Raw genomic sequence first — 17,170 nt, forward strand, 5'->3', positions numbered from 1 at the left:
CCGGCAAGGCCAAGGTCTATTACTGGGGTCATATGAAGCACCGCTAAAGATTTGCTGAAGCTGTGCCTCTTCGGCTAACGCCGCTTATTATTGCAAGTAACGTTTTGTTCCTACACCCAGAATGCTTTAGTGATGATGACCAGCAGGATGAACAATACCAGAATTGCTGCAGTAGATGTACCCAGACCGCCACATCCTACTCCACCAACAGGACCTACATTTTCTCCGTAACCACAAGCGCCCATTTCCATTCCTCCTTCAATTTTGAATACAGCATAGAATATGGCCAATTACCCGCCGCTGCTTGGGCATTATGGAAATGAGTTCTGCGGGAAAGCAAAAACCCCTTGCGGGCGGCAAGGGGACAAAACGGTATGCAGCTTAGAACCATGAAGGAGCATTGTAGGTTATAACCGCCGCCGCCGCAAAGACGAACACCAGCACCAATGAAATCACGGCAAGAATCCGTTCGTTCTTCCAGGCCCGGAATGTGTTTGCGATATATAGGATCATGAGACCAACCATCATCAGGGTCAGATTAATACCTGTAATAAACAGGACAATAAATCCGATCATTACACAGCCCCAGATCACCATGAACCATAAGGGATAATTTTTAAAAATCGTTTTGAGCATTCTGCCTGCCTCTATTCCATATCGTAATTTGTACTGTACCTCCCTATAGTCTCACAATCTTGACCTACTATCAACGGTAATTGCAAGTACAGCGTAATTAAGATACAGAACTGCATCATTTAATTCTTCGCTCTGAGCGGTCTGTAGAAGTCCCGGATATCCCGGGCGATCAGCTCAGGTTCTTCCATAGCGGTAAAATGCCCGCCGCGGGGCAGTGTAGTCCAGCGGGTTACATTCAAATTCCGCATGGCCCACTCTTTAGGAGGCGGTAAAATATCTGCCGGTAATAAGGCCACACCTGTCGGCACCTCAATATATCCTAATGCCGGTAAGGAATGAGAATTGTCATAATACATATGTGCTGCTGATCCTACTGTGTTCGTCACCCAATATATCATGATATATGTGATAAGCTCTTCCTCGCTGAATCTTTGCCGGAGGTCGCCGTTACAATCGCTCCATGCACGGAACTTTTCAATGATCCAGCCCGCTAATCCGGCCGGCGAATCTGAAAGGCCGTAGGCAAGGGTCTGGGGCCTTGTAGTCTGAATAGACATGTAGCCGCCTTCCTGGGCGATCCATTTGGCAGCACTGTTCTTATAATTCAGTTCTTCCTCTGTAAGCTTGGAAGGATCAGATGAAGCCATCAGATCTCTTATAATACCAATGTCAGTCAGGTGGATGCCAAACAGCAGCTCGGGATGGTTAAATGCCAGGTATCTCGTAACACCGGAACCGATATCTCCGCCTGCGGCAGCAAACTTGGGGTAGCCTAATTCTTGTGTCATCAGCTTGGCCCACATCCCGGAAACCACATTATTGTTGATTCCTGACTGCCCGGGGCGGCCAGAGAAGCCGAATCCGGGCAATGAAGGAACAATGACATCAAAAGAGTCCTCAGGATCACCGCCATAGCTCGCCGGATCGGTTAGAAGAGGGATGATTTTTTGATAACGAAGGTAACTGTCAGGCCATCCGTGGGTGAGGATAATGGGCATAGGGCTCGGGCCTTTTCCACGCTCATGTACGAAGTGCACATCAATTCCGTCAATATTGCTGCGATACTGGGCCAACCGGTTCAGCTCCGCTTCCTTTGCGCGCCAGTCATAATGGTCCCTCCAATACGACACCAGCGATTGTAAATAACTTCGTTCCGTGCCCCGCTCCCAATTTGTGTGTTCTATTTGTTCAGGCCAACGGATGTGATGAAGTCTGTATTTCAGATCGTCAAGAATATCATCAGCGACATGAATGTGATAACGTTCAGCAGCCATAAGGAGTCCGCTCCCTTTCTTGTAAACTCTTTACTAGCAGAAATACCAGGTGCCGAGTGTGACAGACATAGTATGAATAGGCTTGTCCAGACGGGGAAGACAACCGATTCAAAGAGGAAGCTTCCAAGGGACAAGTTAATGTAACTGTCTTCAGCCACTAGTGTCTGACAAAACCTTTCTGTTGTCAGCTACAAAGGGCACAATGGGGAGAGCTCCCCATCATGCTTTACTTGCCGATCAGACCTCTTAGTACCCCCAGCCGCTTAATCCCTTCCGTCCCTGCCCATCCGCCCGCACTCGCCAGAATGACATTGTGGAATATCTTCATGGCCAGAGAATACGTCACTGTTCCAATAATGATCTCCACTACAATGAACCGCAGAATGTCGCCTTTGGTTATAATGTACACTCTGAATTCCTGGTTCCGAAGTATCGGTCTCATCATCCACCTCAAAAAAGTGTGTTTATGTACCCTTATGCTTTTTTGAGGTTGTCTGATTCCAAATTATATTATAGCCGGGACTGCTGCAGCCTATGATTGCTTATTCATTGTCCAGGGCGAAGCTTCACTTTCTCTCGATAATTACATTCCCAGGATCTTCAAACGGCCAGTTTTTTTTCATAGTTCACGCTCCTTCATGTGTTAAAATACACTCAAAAGGAAAATTATTGAAACCATTTCAATTACTAAAGCGTAACAGATTTAAATTCCAAAAACACGAAAAAATTGCAGGGGTGTAGCGATGAAGCTGTTTAGTCTGCTGTTAGTACTATTATCTACCGCCGCCGTAGTTTCATTATTTGGATTCTCAGCGTTTACTGTAATCTCAGGGATCGTCGGAGGTCTTGTCGCATCCTTTGCAATCGCTGGCTATCTGCAATCCATTAACAACGATTATCCGGGTGATGATTATCAGGCTCGTAGGTAAAGTTAAATCATGTTTGGGCAGCACTAGCCCCCGCCACAGGACTGGCGGGGGTTTTATCGAAACTTACAACAATATAAGTAGCCATATGAAACTTCAGGAGTTGTTGGTAATGAACAAAACCAATCAAGTTTGCGAAACCTGCGGAGGTACAGAATTTACTCAGGGTCAGATGAATAACGGGTACGCTAACCTCATGCCTTTGAACAAATCCCTATCTTTTGGCTCACCGCTTCTCTTTACCTTCTGTAAGAAATGCGGCGAGGTAGCTTCTATACAGGTTATGAAGCCTGAGAAGTTCTGATTAGTGGAAGAAAATTCATTGAAATCCATCTGTATCTGGCTTAAAAAATCACTAAAGAACAATCAGAAATTTTGACAGGAGGCTGTTTATGATTCTGTTCAAGATTTCAGATCTATTTTTATCGCTTCCGTCAGTCCCCCACCTCCACTATTTTGCAAACCTAAACAAAGCAAAAACCCCTTGCTAGGCAAGGGGTTTAGAGAAGTGGGCCCTACAGGACTCGAACCTGTGACCAATCGGTTATGAGCCGACCGCTCTAACCAACTGAGCTAAGGGCCCGGATCTAAAGTATCCGTATATACAATGGCCGCTGAAAATAAATTGGTTGCGGGGGCAGGATTTGAACCTGCGGCCTTCGGGTTATGAGCCCGACGAGCTACCGGGCTGCTCCACCCCGCGTCGATAAAACTATTTTTAACAGCGACAATAGTTAATATACATTACACCGGGCCCTAAAGTCAAGGATGATTTTACTAATTCAATTAAGGCAAAAAACGCACACCGTAACGGCCCTTGCGCGACCGGTAAATTTCCACAAAACGCGGATCATGATACCCGTAAATCCAGCCGTCCTGCTCCAGCCGTTTGGCCAGACAGCCGGCTTGAAATCTTGTCCTGAACAGCTTCGCGAAGTAAATCCAGTTCATCATACCCCTCTGCTCCTTTTCGCAAAATATGATCTCCTGCTCTGAATTTAGCATGCCCAACTTGGAGAAGCTGACTCCTGCCGGAAGTCCTTCGGAGATATTGCCAGCTGCGCCAAAAAGCCCCCGCTTCTTAAGCGGGGGCTCCTATCCTTCACTTCGTTTAAACGCCAAACGCAGCCGGATCTTTACGCCAGGATTGCAGCAGCTCGACATCGGTCTCGGCAATGGTGCCTTGAGCCAGTGCCACATCAATTAATGTACTGTAGTTGGAGAGGCTTTGCAGCGGTACGCCTGCTGTGGCGAATGCTTCAGCCGCACGGTCCAGCTCATAGCTGAAAATAGCCAGTACAGCCAGCACCTCGCCGCCGGCTTCCTGAACGGCTTGTGCAGCCTTTATGGAGCTGCCGCCGGTGGAGATCAGATCCTCGATCACGATGACCTTCTGGCCGGGAGTGATGATCCCTTCGATCTGGTTCTGCTTGCCGTGTCCCTTGGCTTTGTCGCGGATATAAGCCATCGGCAGGTTCAGCTTGTCTGCTACCCACGCAGCATGCGGAATGCCGGCAGTTGCCGTCCCGGCAATAACTTCAGCATCCGGATAGCTGGCCTTAACCAGCTCCGCAAAGCCGCTGGCGATGTACCCCCGAACCACCGGAAAAGACAGGGTCAGACGGTTATCGCAATAGATCGGCGATTTGATGCCGGAAGTCCAGGTAAAAGGGTCCTGCGGCCGCAGTGCAACTGCTCCGATCTCCAGCAGATATTTAGCAACCTGTTCACTTGGATTGGATAAAGTACTCATGCTTGTATCATCTCCTCAATTATATTCAGTGCTGCCTGACGCGGGTCCGGTGCAGCTGTAATCGGCCGGCCCACTACGAGGTAGTGGCTTCCCTGACGGATAGCTTGTCCAGGTGTCATTACCCGGGACTGGTCATCCATTGAGGAACCGGCCGGACGGATACCTGGAGTAATCGTGCGGAATGCAGGACCGCAGGCGGCTGCAATAGCTGCAGACTCCTGGGGTGAAGCTACCACGCCATGGAGGCCGGAATCAGCCGCCAGCTTGGCGTAGCGCACTACTGTATCCGCTACAGAGCCAGTGATGCCAATCTCCTCGTTCATCACGTCCTGACTGGTGCTGGTCAGCTGTGTGACTGCGATAATAAGCGGCATATGCAGCGCAGGATGCAGGCTGACGGCTTTGGCTGCCCCGTCCAGCGCCGCTGCCATCATGGCAGAGCCGCCGGAGGCATGCACGTTGAACATGTCAACGCCAAGCATCGTCAGGCTTTCGGCCCCGCCGCGGACCGTGTTAGGAATATCATGCATTTTGACGTCAACGAATACAGAATAACCGCGTTCCTTCAGCTCTTTGACGAATGCAGGACCTGCAGCGTAGAACAGCTGCATTCCCACCTTCATATAGCACGGTATGCCTTCCAGCTTCCCGATCAGTTCTCTTGCTTTATCCACGTCAGGATAATCAAGGGCGATCATCAGCCGTCCCGCCATCTCATTACGCTTCTCGATCAGTCCAATATTGTCGTGCTCCGGCAGCTGCGGCTTTCCCTGTTCCAGCTGCTGTTCCTCACCTTGTACCATTTCATCCGCTCCTAACCTGTGCAGCTGACCGCACAGCATAATCTGCATCTATGTGTTATAAAGTCTGCTCCGACTACGGATTGTATGCCCCGGGCACAGCGGAACGGTCTGCGCATAACGCAAACCGTCCCTGTACACCGTGCAAAAAAACTCTTATGTTATTGGCCGACGAAAGCCGGCATGGACTGTGAAGAGAAGTTGATGGTCTGCAGCATTCTCAGCAGTGCCGTTACGGTATCAAGGGAAGTCATACACACAACCCCGTTCTCTACCGCTTCCCGGCGGATGCGGAATCCGTCGCGCTCAGGTGTTTTGCCTTTAGTTAAGGTATTGAAGACAAAGTTAGCCTGGCCTCCGCGAATCAGATCAAGAATCGTCGGCTCGCCTTCATCCAGCTTGTTGACATTCATCACGTTCAGGCCCGCTTGCTCAAGAGCTTGCGCCGTACCGCCTGTAGCGATGATTTTGTAGCCCATTGCATGGAAGCCTTTCATCAGCTCAACAGCTTCTGCTTTATCTTTATCCGCTACAGTGACAATGATGGCTCCTGATGCCGGAATCTTCATTCCGGCGCCGATCAGGCCTTTGTACAAGGCTTTGGCGTACAGCTTGTCGCGGCCCATCACTTCCCCGGTTGATTTCATTTCAGGTCCCAGGGTAGGCTCAACTCTGCGCAGCTTGGCAAAAGAGAACACCGGAACTTTTACCGATACATAGTCGCTTTCAGGCCACAGTCCTTCTGTATAACCTTCCTCAGCCAGCTTGCTGCCGAGAATGACTTTGGTCGCCAGGTTAGCCATTGGAATGCCTGTCACCTTGCTCAGGAAAGGAACGGTGCGCGAGGAGCGCGGATTGACTTCGATGACATAAACTTCATTCTGGTAGATAACAAACTGGATGTTGACCAGTCCGATTGTTTTCAGTTCTTTGGCGATTTTGATGGTGATTTCGGCAATCTTCGCTTTCAGACCCTCATCCAGATACTGCGGCGGGTATACGGCGATGGAGTCACCGGAGTGAACGCCTGCGCGCTCCACATGCTCCATGATTCCCGGAATCACTACTGTTTCACCGTCACAGATGGCATCGACTTCAACCTCTTTGCCCAGCATGTAACGGTCGATCAGCACCGGATGCTCCGGATTGATTTTGACGGCTTCCACCATGTAGCTCATGAGTTCGGCATCGTTATAGACAATCTCCATCGCCCGGCCGCCCAGTACATAAGAAGGACGCACAAGCACCGGATATCCCAGCGATTGTGCAGTTTCTACAGCCTGATCCACATTGGTTACCGTCTTGCCTTTCGGTTGAGCGATATCGAGACGGGCCAGCAGTGCTTCGAATTTCTTGCGGTTCTCGGCTTCGTCGATGCTGTCCAGGCTGGTGCCCAGAATGTTGACTCCGGCAGCCGCCAGAGGAGCAGCAAGGTTAATGGCTGTCTGTCCTCCGAACTGGACGATAACTCCAATCGGATTCTCCTGGGCAATTACGTTCATGACATCTTCAAAGAACAAAGGCTCAAAGTACAGCCGGTCGGATGTATTAAAATCTGTCGACACCGTTTCAGGGTTGTTGTTGATAATTACAGCCTCATAACCTGCATTCTGGATCGCCCAGACCGCATGCACTGTGGAGTAATCAAATTCAATCCCTTGGCCGATCCGGATCGGTCCGGAGCCCAGCACGACGACTTTTTGCTTATCTGACGAGGTTACTTCATTTTCGGTCTCGTAGGTCGAATAGTAGTAAGGTGTTGTGGCCTCGAACTCTGCTGCGCAGGTATCTACCATCTTGAAGACCGGAGTAAGTCCCTGCTGCAGGCGCAGTGCGCGTACATCCGCTTCCTTCGTCTGTGCTCCGCCCGGACGTCCCTCGGCACGGATCTCAGCGATCGCACGGTCTGTAAAGCCTTTCCGTTTCGCTTGATACAGCGTCTCAGCACTCAAGGTCTCTTCGCTTCTCAGCACATCCTCAAAGTTCACCAGACCTTCCAGCTTGGACAGGAACCACCAGTCTACCTTAGTAATGTCCTGGATGTCCTGCAGGCCGTACCCGCGGCGGAACGCTTCGGCAATCAGGAAGAGACGTTCATCGTCCGCTTTGGCCAGACGGGTGCGCAGCACGCTGTCTTCAAGCAGCTCGGCTCCCGGCAGGCGGAAGCGGTGTACACCGATCTCCAGGGAACGGACAGCTTTATGAATCGACTCTTCAAAGGTACGGCCAATCGCCATAACCTCACCGGTGGCTTTCATCTGGGTGCCCAGCTTGCGGTTCGCCGAAGTGAACTTGTCGAATGGCCAGCGCGGGATTTTGCTCACAATATAATCGAGTGTTGGCTCAAAGCAGGCATAAGTCTGGCCGGTAACCGGGTTGACGATTTCGTCGAGGGTATAACCCAGGGCGATTTTGGCTGCCATCTTGGCAATCGGGTAACCGGTCGCTTTGGAGGCCAGGGCCGAGGAGCGGCTTACACGCGGATTGACTTCAATAACATAATATTGATAGCTGTGCGGATCCAGCGCGAACTGTACGTTACAGCCGCCTTCGATATTCAGCGCACGGATAATTTTCAGCGAAGCACTGCGCAGCATCTGGTACTCACGGTCAGACAGCGTCTGGCTCGGTGCTACTACGATACTGTCGCCCGTATGGACGCCAACCGGATCAAAGTTCTCCATGTTGCAGACTACGATACAGTTGTCGTTCGCATCACGCATGACTTCATATTCGACTTCCTTCATGCCGGCGATGCTTTTCTCCACCAGACACTGGCCGATCGGGCTGTAGCGGATCCCGGCTTTTACCGTTTCGCGCAGCTCTTCTTCCGTGTCACAGATTCCGCCGCCTGTACCTCCAAGAGTGTAAGCAGGGCGGACGATCAGCGGGAAGCCGATTTCTTTGGCAAAATCCATCGCTTCTTCCACTGTAGTAATAATCGTGCTCTCCGGAACCGGCTGCTCCAGCTCGCGCATCAGTTCACGGAACAAGTCGCGGTCTTCGGCTTTTTCGATGGACTCAAGCTGTGTACCGAGCAGCTTCACGTTCTCTGCCTGCAGTACGCCTGCACGGGCCAGCTCCACAGCCATGTTCAGACCGGTCTGGCCGCCGAGCGTCGGCAGCAAACCGTCCGGACGTTCCTGGCGGATAATGCCGGTCACGAAATCCAGGGTAATCGGTTCGATGTATACTTTGTCAGCCATATTTGTATCTGTCATGATGGTGGCCGGATTGCTGTTGATCAGCACAACCTCTACACCTTCCTCTTTCAGCGCCTGGCAGGCCTGGGTTCCGGCATAGTCGAATTCAGCGGCCTGGCCGATGACAATCGGACCGGAGCCGATGACGAGAATTTTTTTGAGTTTATTGTTCTTTGGCATGTTATAGAGCTCCTTTCACGGCTTCAAGCTTCGCAGTAGGTTTGGGTGCCGTGATTCTGGCATTGGCAGCAAGCTGGGCCTGGCGTGAGCCGGCAGGCAGCTTTGCCTTGTGTTCCGCAATCATCTGCAGGAAACGGTCGAACAAATAGCTGCTGTCATGCGGTCCCGGCGCAGCTTCCGGATGGTACTGCACCGAAAATGCAGGATAATGCTTATGCTTCAGACCTTCGATGGTCTTATCGTTATTGTTGATATGGGTTACTTCAAGCTCTGTACTCTTCACAGATTCCTCATTGACGGTGTAGCCATGGTTCTGCGAAGTAATGAAGCAGCGTCCGCTCTCCAGCTCCTTCACAGGATGGTTGCCGCCGCGGTGGCCGAATTTCAGCTTCTCTGTATCTGCTCCGCAAGCCAGCGCGAACAGCTGATGTCCAAGGCAGATGCCGAAGATCGGATATTCACCGAGCAGCTCGGAAATCGTATTTACAGCATAAGGCACGTCTTTCGGGTCCCCCGGACCGTTGGACAGCTGTATGCCGTCCGGGTTCAGCCGGCGGATCTCATCTGCTGTCACATCGTGCGGTACAACCACTACATCACAGCCGCGGCTGTTCAGCTCGCGCAGGATACCGGTCTTCGCGCCGTAATCGACGAGCACGATCCGCTCTTTGGTTCCTGGACTGCTGTAGGTTTTGGTTGTGGATGTGCGGGCTACCTGATTGCGCAGCTCCTCAATGGTAGTGTCGCCCATCATTTCCATAAGCTCTTCTACACGTTTATTGGAAGTGGTCAGGATGGCCTTCATCGTTCCGTAGTGGCGGATAATGCGGGTCAGCATCCGTGTATCGATCTCACTGATTCCCGGAATGCCGTACTCCTTCAGCAGGTCATCCACACTGTACTCTGCGCGCCAGTTGCTTGGAACTTCCTCATGCCGGCGGACGACAAAGCCATGTACAAAAGGACGCACGGATTCAAAGTCATCACGGGTGATGCCGTAGTTTCCGATCAGCGGATACGTCATCGTAACGATCTGCCCGCAGTATGAAGGGTCCGACAGCACCTCCTGATATCCTGTAATCCCTGTGTTAAACACAACCTCACCTGTCATTTCGCCCTCAGCGCCAAAAGCGGTGCCTGTGAATAATGTTCCGTCCTGTAGCAGCAATCTCGCCTGCATTACCTTCCACTCCTTCTTGTTTCTGTAGTCTGATTCCTATGTCTTTTATCCCGGAAGTCCCGGGCTTTTACTGTTCATTCCATACGTTCTTGCCGTCAACCCAAGTCATAACCGGCCAGCCCTTAAGCTTCCATCCGCCAAAAGGAGTATTGCGCCCTTTGCTGGCAAATGTCTTCGGGTCCACTTCCTTTTCCTGCGACAGATCAATCAGTGTTAAGTCGGCAGGCGCTCCTACCGCCATACTGCCGGTATTGAGCCGGAACACGCGGGCCGGGTCAGCCGTCATCCGCTGCACCAGCAGCGACAAATCCCATTTACCTGTTTCTACAAAAGCTGTGTACAGCAGCGGGAAGGCCGTCTCAAAGCCGACGATACCAAACGGTGCCAGCTGCATGCCCTTAGCTTTCTCTTCTTCACTATGCGGTGCATGGTCCGTTACGATGATGTCGATCGTGCCGTCCAGCAGACCTTCGATGCAGGCTTCCACGTCGCGGCGGGAGCGCAGCGGCGGGTTCATTTTCCAGTTGGCGTCCATGCCCGGAATATCTTCTTCCGAGAGGAGCAGGTGATGCGGACAAACCTCTGCAGTAACCTTGATGCCGATTTGTTTGGCCTGGCGGATCAGCCGCACAGATTGCTCTGTGCTGACATGACACACATGGTAGTGTACGCCTGTCGCTTCCGCGAGCAGAATGTCCCGGCCCACGTGGATGGCTTCCGACTCGTTCGGGATTCCCTTGAGACCATGCTTGGTGGCAAAGGTACCTTCATTCACCGCACAGCCTTCAACCAGTGAATCATCCTCGCAGTGAGCGATCACCGGCATATCCAGGCCGGCCGCCAGCTTCATGGCATCCTTCATCATTTGGGCGGTCTGTACGCCTACGCCGTCGTCAGTAAATCCGATCGCTCCGGCTTCTTTTAGCGCGGCAAAATCGGTCAGCTCACGTCCCAGCTCGTTCTTCGTAATGGCTGCGTAGGGCAGTACTTTGACCAGTCCGGCTTCGCGCGCTTTATCTTTTACAAATTGTACGATTTCAGGAGTGTCCGTTACCGGGCGGGTGTTAGGCATACAGGCGATTGTGGTGAATCCGCCTTTGGCAGCCGAACGCGCTCCCGTCTCCACAGTCTCCTTATGTTCGAACCCCGGCTCGCGCAGATGGACATGCATATCGATCAGTCCCGGAATGAGCAGCTTGCCTTCGGCTTCTATAACTTCTTCTGTTCCGTCCACCGTTTCAAGTTCACTCGTGATGGCCGAGATAACACCGTCCTGAATGACAATATGTTTACGTTCCAGCTGGCCGTCTGTGCCGAGCACGCTAGCGTTTTTGATAATCACTGTCATGTCTCTCCTTTTGCCTACAGGCCGCAGCCGCAAGCTTCGTAGTTATTATATAATAAAAATTCATGTTTGTGTATAAATATTAATCTTTTTTATGTCAGGTTTTTAGGACAGCGCCCGCTCGATCACGGCCATGCGTACCGGCACCCCGTTAGCCATTTGCGGGAAAATCCTGGACTGGCTGCTCTCCACTACCGCATCGTCGATTTCCACATTCCGGTTCACCGGTGCAGGGTGCATAATGATTGTCTTTTTATCCAGCTTGGCTGCCCGCTCTTCTGTAAGCCCGAACTGCTTCCGGTACTCTTCTGCAGACTGCAGAATCCCTGAGGCATGCCGCTCCAGCTGCACTCTCAGCATCATGACCACATCTGCTTTCAGCGCCTCGGCAATGGTCACATACGGAGCGTAGGCAGCAAGCTCGGGGGCTTTCATATTTTCCGGAGCGCAGAACTGCACTTTGGCACCCATTTTGGTCAGCGCCCAGAGGTTCGAGCGTGCTACGCGGCTGTGCATAATGTCCCCGATAATTGATACGGTAAGACCCTTCAGCCCACCAAAATGTTTGTTCATCGTATACAGATCCAGCAGCGCCTGTGTCGGATGTTCATTGTTGCCGTCTCCGGCATTGATCAGCGGGATGGATACTTTCTCCGCCAGCTGCTGCAGTACACCCGCAGGCTTCAAACGCACAACTCCGGCATCGATCCCCATGGACTCCAGAGTCCGTACAGTGTCGTAGATCGACTCGCCTTTTTCTACACTGGAAGCTGCAGCCGTAAAATTCAGCACCTGAACCCCTAAGCGCTTCTCGGCCATTTCAAAGGAAAACCGGGTGCGTGTGCTGTTCTCAAAAAACATGTTGGCAACAAATCGCGATCTCAGAACCGGTGTAAGTTTCTCCTGCTGATTGTCCCAGTAAGCTGTTCTGTTCAAAAGCTGGCTGATCTCCGTACGGTCCAGTTCTTTTATCCCCAGCAGACTGCGTTCCTTCACCTTGGTTGCCGTCATCATTGTTATCGTTCCTCCCGGTTTGAAATAATGTAAACCTCGTCCTTGCCGTCGAATTCGGTCAGCGCCACTTCGATCTGCTCATGTCTGGAGGTAGGAACATTCTTGCCGATATAGTCCGGACGGATGGGCAGCTCCCGGTGTCCGCGGTCAGCCAGTACAGCCAGCTGGATCATTCTTGGCCGTCCGCAGTCCATCAGTGCATCCATTGCCGCGCGGATCGTCCGTCCGGTGTAGAGGACATCATCGAACAAAATCACTTTTTTGTCGTGAATGCCGCTGGTGCCTTCCGGAAGTGTCAGATTACCCAGTACCGCAGCCCGGTCCATTTCTTCCCGGTTCTCCCCGCCGCCTTCGCGGTCATCCCGGTAATGAGTGACATCCAGCTCACCGTACGGGATCTCGACGCCTTCAATTTCCTTGATGCGTTCCGCGATCCGCTGTGCCAGATACACCCCGCGGGTGCGGATGCCGACCAGCAGGCAGTTCTCGATCCCCTTGTTCTTCTCCAGAATTTCATGTGCAATGCGTGAAAGCGCCCGGCGAATCGCCGTTTCATCCATAATGACATTTTTCTCAGTAAACATAATCCCGTCATCCTCCTGCTTGTCCGCGCCTGTCCAAGTTCCCCGGAAAACAAAAAACTCCTTGCCCGAAGCAGGCAAGGAGTGAAATCCGCAGATTCAAAAAGATGGCGTGTCCGCGCGCATAAAAAGGCCCTCTCTCCGCAGAGAGATTCCTCCTGAAATGTCGCGAACCTCGATTCACGTTACCTTGCCAGCCTCACGGGACTGATTTAAAGGCGCATATTCATTTAAGAGGATTATGACAGATGTTGTGGCGGGTGTCAAACCGGAAAAATTTTCTTGGCGGATGAGGAGGGTAAGGGCTTGTTAGGTGATGTTCGCTGCTGCGGTGATTTTGGACTTCCGGCCGCTGTTGTCTCCAGATTTATCTGAATTAGTCCGCATCGCGGAATAAATCCGGAGACAAAGGCGGACGCTATCGCTCCTACAGTTCCAAAATCCCCTCCGCGCTTCCACCTAACAATGAAACTTCCCCCAGTTTGAGGAGTGGGTAGTAAGAGACTTAACGCTGCAAGGCAGAGCGTTGCGTTTCATATGGTTGACTAGTGTCCTTGGCGTATGCTCACCAATCTAGCGGGAAATTCCCCACTTCATTCTTCAGCAAACAACGAAAATTCAATATTAGCTGGAAAACCTCCATTTAATTATCCCAAAATCCTTCACTGAGGAGTGTTTGGGCCGAAATAGGTGGAGGAATTCCCACTACTTACCGCTAATCACACGAAATAATGAAATTACATGGAGAAAATCCATTTAGATGGTAGGCATCCGCCTAACAGACATCAGCGGCAAAAAACGCCGGCTCAACTCATACAACCCATTAATGGCCAAGAATAAAGCACACCTTATAACAACGTGTAACCTGTTTACCAGATAGGGCCGGCAGTTGAAGTCCTTATAGGTTGCGCCGAACAGGATGCCGAATTATAGTTTTCAGCCTCGCCGGCTCTGTTTTTCGCGGATCGGAGAGGTAGATCTCATGATGATGCCTGATCTCTGACAGATCGCAGAACAGCCCCTGTTCGGATATATAACTATTCATTTTGGCAACCGTTGCCGGTTCGTCGTCATAGCTGCCTATATGCATACACTGCACGCATAATCCCTCCGTAAATACAGCCAGTCTGGCCTTGGATACATTAAGCAGCGGCTTCTTACGGCTCACCGTTTCAACGGCAGCAGCAAAAACCTTTGCGTCCACAAAATCCGGCTGACGGATCATGGCCTTCCAGCAGAATGAGTCTTTCTTGCTCAGGTCTACCCCCTGAATACCTTTCTGCCACCATAATCCTTCCAGCGGAGAGACTACATAGTCGAAAAATCCCTGTGGCGCGGGACCACTTCTGGGAGACATTTTGATCGCATAGGACAAAGCGTACAGCGCTTCCACCGCCTGATAGTACTCCCCCTCCGTATCATTTGGATTCCCTTGTCCGTCCAGCTGAATAAAGGTCATTGCAGGCACATCGATTACACCGGGAATATTTTTGGGCTGATACAGTTCTTTCTCTGTTTTTTTAAAATCGATCTTCACCACAGGCCCCCCTTTTATTAAATGTACAGTAACAGTTTAGCAATCTGAAATGGACAGCTGTATGTCATATTATCTGTGTAGCGGGAAATTTTCTTTCTGCTCTGCTATGATAAAACCGGAGGCGACTAGATGATGAATATGGAGCTTATAACAACTGCACATTGGGATGACAGCCTGTGGGCGTCCATTGAACCGGTGTACCGTGAAGCTTTCCCCAGCGGGGCCAAACCGGAACGGATTCTGCGCAGCATGCTGGACCGGGAAATTGCATACCTGCACGCCGGACTCTCGGATGGACAAGTGACAGCGATGGCTGTGACAGGAATCGTTCCTGAGGGGAACAACAAGCGGCTTATTATCGACTATCTGGCTGTCAGCGAAGAAATGCGCGGCAAGGGCGCCGGTACCTCTTTTCTGGAGCTGATTATAGACTGGGCGGTAAAAGATCATGGCGTTCAGGGTGTCATCATTGAAGCGGAATCGGGGGACTCGGAGACTCATAATCGGCGCATTCATTTCTGGGAAAAGAACGGCTTTATTCTGACTCCTTATGTACATCAGTATATCTGGGTGCCGGAGCCGTATCAGGCCATGCTGAAGCCGCTGGATCAGCACATTACTGTCCAGGATAACGGGGAGTCCCTGTTCCGCTATATTAATAAATTTCACAGCATAGCCTACCGCCCGTCTGCAAAGAAAAAGTGAGCTTACGGGTACGGGGAGCTACGAGGAGTTTCCGGGGAGCTTACGGGGAGCTTACGGGGAGCTTACAGCTGAGCAGGAGAAAACAATTAAAAGCATCTTTTCTCTGGAATGCAGCTGCCCCTCCGCTTAGAATTAAGGGATACTATTCATCTTAGGAGGAAACGGCATATTGAAAACCGCTTTGCTGATTGTGGATATGCAGAACATTTTTATGCATGATCTGATGAAAGAGCTGAAAGTGGCTGAGGCCTGCGAGTATATTAACCACGTGGCGGGGCTGCTCCGTTCAAAAGGGCATTTGGTCGTGCATATTCAGGATATGGAAGGCGCCGGGGGTGATGCTGATCCGGCAGTCCGGGAGGTCATTCCGGAAATCACCGTAGATCCGCAGGATATCCGGGTGATGAAGCAGTACTCCAATGCCTTCTGGCAAACCGATTTAGAGCAGCTGCTGCGCAGTCAGAATGTGGGATTCGTTATTGTGGCAGGGTTTGCAGTAGAGCACTGTGTTACGTTTACTTATAATGGCGCTTTGGAACGGGATTTTCAGGCAGCCATGCTGCAAAAAAGCGTCCTCAGCACCCGGCCGGAAGCCACCGCCGCACTGTACCATGACCGCCACCTTATTTCATACCCGGTAGTTGAATTCTTATTGAATAAATAACTTCCTCTATAGCAGCAAAAAAAGCCGCCGCAGACTTCTCTGCAGCGGCTTCTTCTATAGCGTTAATTAAAATTCAAATTCAACGTCGCTCAGACGTCTCTGAATTTCAGAAATGACACGCTTCTCTTCTTCCTCGCCTTTGGCAACGAAAGTAACGGAGAAACGTACGAATGGACCGGCATCGTCCCATGGCACAGTGGAGATCAGCTTCTCACGGATCAGGAACTGCGAGAAGTCTTCTCCGGACTCGAACCGGCGTCCGCCTTTAACGCCTTTTGGCGCTGCTACATAGAGGAAGAACGAACCCTTCGGCTTTTCGGCTTTGAAGCCCAGGCTGTTCAGCGCGTCAACCAGCATGTTGTGGCGGCGGGAGTATTTGGCGGCAATCGCTTCGGTAATCTCAGGATGCTCGAGACCGTAAGCTGCAGCCTTTTGGATCGCGATAAATTGACCGGAATCATTGTTGTCCTTCACATCACTGAACGCTTTCACAATCAGCGGGTTGCCGGCAACGAATCCGATTCTCCAGCCTGTCATGTTATAGGACTTGGACAGGGAGTGCAGCTCAATACCCACATCCTTTGCACCAGGCACGGACAGGAAGCTCAGCGGCTTCACACCGTCATAAGTCAGGGCTGCATACGGAGCGTCGTGGACAACGACAACATCATATTTTTTGGCCCATTCCACAACTGCGCTGAAGAACTCAGGCGTTGCACTTGCACCCGTAGGGTTATTTGGATAGTTCAGGTACAGCAGCTTCGCTTTGCGGGCGATATCTTCAGGGATGGAGTTCAGGTCAGGCAGAAAGTTGTTCTCTTTCTTAAGTTCAACCGTGTAGACTTGTCCACCCAGATATTTGGTGTGTGTACCCAGTACAGGGTAGCCAGGCACTGTCATGATTGTGATGTCTCCCGGATTGATGAAGCAGGACGGCAGCATAGCCAGCGCCGGCTTCGAACCGATGGAATGGACAACCTCTGTTACAGGGTCAATACCGTCCACCTGGAAGACTTCCTTCAGATATGCAGCCGCTGCCGCTTTGAATTCAGGAATCCCGTTATCGGCGTATCCGCGGTTTTCTTCTTTGGAGGCTTCAATTGCCAGCTGGGCGACAATGCCTTCATCGGCCATTTCGTCAGGCTCGCCTACGCCCATATCGATCAATTCAATGTTAGGAAAATCCTGCTTTGCCGATGCTTTGGCACGTTTGATTTTCTCGAATTTGTAGATAGCTGTGTCTTTGCCGTAGTTCGCTCCGCCGATGCGGTCAGCAAAATTAGATTGAATATAAGTTTGCTGATATTGTTCAATACTCATGGCTTAGTTCTCATCTCCTGGATTTTTTTCTTTTCCATGTTCTAACTATGCC

At 51.2% G+C, this 17,170-nt stretch carries 18 protein-coding genes and 2 tRNA genes; 4 read left to right on the plus strand and 16 right to left on the minus strand.

The features are described from left to right. Positions 1–110: 110 nt before the first annotated feature. The 4 genes from C2I18_RS04375 to C2I18_RS04390 all read right to left on the minus strand — a co-directional run bounded on the left by C2I18_RS04375 (position 111) and on the right by C2I18_RS04390 (position 2,355). Positions 111–245, minus strand: a complete 135-nt coding sequence (locus C2I18_RS04375; RefSeq protein ID WP_249902000.1) for a YjcZ family sporulation protein — start codon at positions 243–245, stop codon at positions 111–113. A gap of 136 nt (positions 246–381) precedes the next feature. Further along, positions 382–636 carry a hypothetical protein gene (locus tag C2I18_RS04380; RefSeq protein WP_249900070.1) on the minus strand — a complete coding sequence of 85 codons (255 nt, stop codon included), beginning with the start codon at positions 634–636 and terminating at the stop codon, positions 382–384. Between the two features lie 119 nt (positions 637–755). Next, complete coding sequence (locus C2I18_RS04385; protein ID WP_249900071.1) at positions 756–1,910, minus strand: epoxide hydrolase family protein; 1,155 nt, start codon at positions 1,908–1,910, stop codon at positions 756–758. A gap of 226 nt (positions 1,911–2,136) precedes the next feature. Beyond that, positions 2,137–2,355, minus strand: coding sequence for a hypothetical protein (locus tag C2I18_RS04390; protein WP_249900072.1), 219 nt, complete (start codon positions 2,353–2,355; stop codon positions 2,137–2,139). A gap of 298 nt (positions 2,356–2,653) precedes the next feature. On the opposite strand from C2I18_RS04390, the gene C2I18_RS04395 reads away from it, so the two are divergent. Both C2I18_RS04395 and C2I18_RS04400 read left to right on the plus strand, forming a co-directional pair. Further along, positions 2,654–2,839 (plus strand): hypothetical protein, encoded by a 186-nt coding sequence (locus C2I18_RS04395; protein WP_249900073.1) that lies wholly within the window; start codon positions 2,654–2,656, stop codon positions 2,837–2,839. Between the two features lie 109 nt (positions 2,840–2,948). After that, positions 2,949–3,140 (plus strand): hypothetical protein, encoded by a 192-nt coding sequence (locus tag C2I18_RS04400; RefSeq protein WP_249900074.1) that lies wholly within the window; start codon positions 2,949–2,951, stop codon positions 3,138–3,140. A gap of 205 nt (positions 3,141–3,345) precedes the next feature. Here C2I18_RS04400 and C2I18_RS04405 read toward each other — a convergent pair. The 11 genes from C2I18_RS04405 to C2I18_RS04455 form a co-directional block, all read right to left on the minus strand. Further along, positions 3,346–3,419: transfer RNA gene (locus C2I18_RS04405), tRNA-Ile, on the minus strand. Positions 3,420–3,462: 43 nt separating this feature from the next. Then, positions 3,463–3,539 (minus strand) — tRNA-Met (locus tag C2I18_RS04410). 83 nt (positions 3,540–3,622) lie between these two features. After that, positions 3,623–3,790 carry a hypothetical protein gene (locus C2I18_RS04415; RefSeq protein ID WP_249902325.1) on the minus strand — a complete coding sequence of 56 codons (168 nt, stop codon included), beginning with the start codon at positions 3,788–3,790 and terminating at the stop codon, positions 3,623–3,625. A 157-nt stretch (positions 3,791–3,947) separates the two neighbouring features. Then, positions 3,948–4,589: an orotate phosphoribosyltransferase gene (gene pyrE, locus C2I18_RS04420; protein WP_249900075.1), complete on the minus strand. Its 642-nt coding sequence runs from the start codon at positions 4,587–4,589 to the stop codon at positions 3,948–3,950. Then, the gene (gene pyrF / locus C2I18_RS04425) at positions 4,586–5,302 is read right to left on the minus strand and encodes an orotidine-5'-phosphate decarboxylase (protein WP_249902001.1); all 717 of its coding nucleotides are present in this window, start codon (positions 5,300–5,302) and stop codon (positions 4,586–4,588) included. Before pyrF ends, pyrE begins: the two co-directional genes overlap by 4 nt. 248 nt (positions 5,303–5,550) lie before the next feature. Next, positions 5,551–8,772 carry a carbamoyl-phosphate synthase large subunit gene (gene carB, locus C2I18_RS04430; RefSeq protein WP_249900076.1) on the minus strand — a complete coding sequence of 1,074 codons (3,222 nt, stop codon included), beginning with the start codon at positions 8,770–8,772 and terminating at the stop codon, positions 5,551–5,553. Position 8,773: 1 nt separating this feature from the next. Beyond that, complete coding sequence (carA, locus tag C2I18_RS04435) at positions 8,774–9,952, minus strand: glutamine-hydrolyzing carbamoyl-phosphate synthase small subunit (RefSeq protein ID WP_249900077.1); 1,179 nt, start codon at positions 9,950–9,952, stop codon at positions 8,774–8,776. Between the two features lie 67 nt (positions 9,953–10,019). After that, on the minus strand, positions 10,020–11,300 hold the full coding sequence (locus C2I18_RS04440; protein ID WP_249900078.1) for a dihydroorotase: 1,281 nt from the start codon (positions 11,298–11,300) through the stop codon (positions 10,020–10,022). A 102-nt stretch (positions 11,301–11,402) separates the two neighbouring features. After that, complete coding sequence (locus tag C2I18_RS04445) at positions 11,403–12,311, minus strand: aspartate carbamoyltransferase catalytic subunit (RefSeq protein ID WP_249900079.1); 909 nt, start codon at positions 12,309–12,311, stop codon at positions 11,403–11,405. Positions 12,312–12,313: 2 nt separating this feature from the next. Then, a complete protein-coding gene (pyrR, locus tag C2I18_RS04450) occupies positions 12,314–12,895 on the minus strand; it encodes a bifunctional pyr operon transcriptional regulator/uracil phosphoribosyltransferase PyrR (RefSeq protein WP_249900080.1) in 582 nt (193 codons plus the stop codon). Between the two features lie 895 nt (positions 12,896–13,790). Beyond that, positions 13,791–14,429 carry a GyrI-like domain-containing protein gene (locus C2I18_RS04455; protein ID WP_249900081.1) on the minus strand — a complete coding sequence of 213 codons (639 nt, stop codon included), beginning with the start codon at positions 14,427–14,429 and terminating at the stop codon, positions 13,791–13,793. 129 nt (positions 14,430–14,558) lie between these two features. Here C2I18_RS04455 and C2I18_RS04460 point away from each other — a divergent pair, with 129 nt between their 5' ends. Both C2I18_RS04460 and C2I18_RS04465 read left to right on the plus strand, forming a co-directional pair. Then, complete coding sequence (locus C2I18_RS04460) at positions 14,559–15,134, plus strand: GNAT family N-acetyltransferase (RefSeq protein ID WP_249900082.1); 576 nt, start codon at positions 14,559–14,561, stop codon at positions 15,132–15,134. Positions 15,135–15,303: 169 nt separating this feature from the next. Further along, entirely contained in the window at positions 15,304–15,798 is a 495-nt protein-coding gene (locus C2I18_RS04465) for a cysteine hydrolase family protein (protein WP_249900083.1), read from the plus strand. Positions 15,799–15,864: 66 nt separating this feature from the next. Here C2I18_RS04465 and C2I18_RS04470 read toward each other — a convergent pair whose 3' ends face one another. Next, positions 15,865–17,118 (minus strand): LL-diaminopimelate aminotransferase, encoded by a 1,254-nt coding sequence (locus C2I18_RS04470; RefSeq protein WP_249900084.1) that lies wholly within the window; start codon positions 17,116–17,118, stop codon positions 15,865–15,867. Positions 17,119–17,170 lie beyond the last annotated feature (52 nt).

The organism is Paenibacillus sp. PK3_47 (genome assembly GCF_023520895.1).
In the GTDB taxonomy this organism is placed as follows: domain Bacteria; phylum Bacillota; class Bacilli; order Paenibacillales; family Paenibacillaceae; genus Paenibacillus_AQ.

Coding starts and splice junctions, on each gene's coding strand:
- C2I18_RS04460 (WP_249900082.1), top strand. CDS start 14,559: ATGATGAATATGGAGCTTATAACAACTGCACATTGGGATGACAGCCTG.
- pyrF (WP_249902001.1), bottom strand. CDS start 5,302: ATGGCGGGACGGCTGATGATCGCCCTTGATTATCCTGACGTGGATAAA.
- C2I18_RS04395 (WP_249900073.1), top strand. CDS start 2,654: ATGAAGCTGTTTAGTCTGCTGTTAGTACTATTATCTACCGCCGCCGTA.
- C2I18_RS04470 (WP_249900084.1), bottom strand. CDS start 17,118: ATGAGTATTGAACAATATCAGCAAACTTATATTCAATCTAATTTTGCT.
- C2I18_RS04440 (WP_249900078.1), bottom strand. CDS start 11,300: ATGACAGTGATTATCAAAAACGCTAGCGTGCTCGGCACAGACGGCCAG.
- C2I18_RS04415 (WP_249902325.1), bottom strand. CDS start 3,790: ATGATGAACTGGATTTACTTCGCGAAGCTGTTCAGGACAAGATTTCAA.
- C2I18_RS04380 (WP_249900070.1), bottom strand. CDS start 636: ATGCTCAAAACGATTTTTAAAAATTATCCCTTATGGTTCATGGTGATC.
- pyrE (WP_249900075.1), bottom strand. CDS start 4,589: ATGAGTACTTTATCCAATCCAAGTGAACAGGTTGCTAAATATCTGCTG.
- C2I18_RS04375 (WP_249902000.1), bottom strand. CDS start 245: ATGGGCGCTTGTGGTTACGGAGAAAATGTAGGTCCTGTTGGTGGAGTA.
- carA (WP_249900077.1), bottom strand. CDS start 9,952: ATGCAGGCGAGATTGCTGCTACAGGACGGAACATTATTCACAGGCACC.
- C2I18_RS04445 (WP_249900079.1), bottom strand. CDS start 12,311: ATGATGACGGCAACCAAGGTGAAGGAACGCAGTCTGCTGGGGATAAAA.
- carB (WP_249900076.1), bottom strand. CDS start 8,772: ATGCCAAAGAACAATAAACTCAAAAAAATTCTCGTCATCGGCTCCGGT.
- C2I18_RS04390 (WP_249900072.1), bottom strand. CDS start 2,355: ATGATGAGACCGATACTTCGGAACCAGGAATTCAGAGTGTACATTATA.
- C2I18_RS04400 (WP_249900074.1), top strand. CDS start 2,949: ATGAACAAAACCAATCAAGTTTGCGAAACCTGCGGAGGTACAGAATTT.
- C2I18_RS04385 (WP_249900071.1), bottom strand. CDS start 1,910: ATGGCTGCTGAACGTTATCACATTCATGTCGCTGATGATATTCTTGAC.
- pyrR (WP_249900080.1), bottom strand. CDS start 12,895: ATGTTTACTGAGAAAAATGTCATTATGGATGAAACGGCGATTCGCCGG.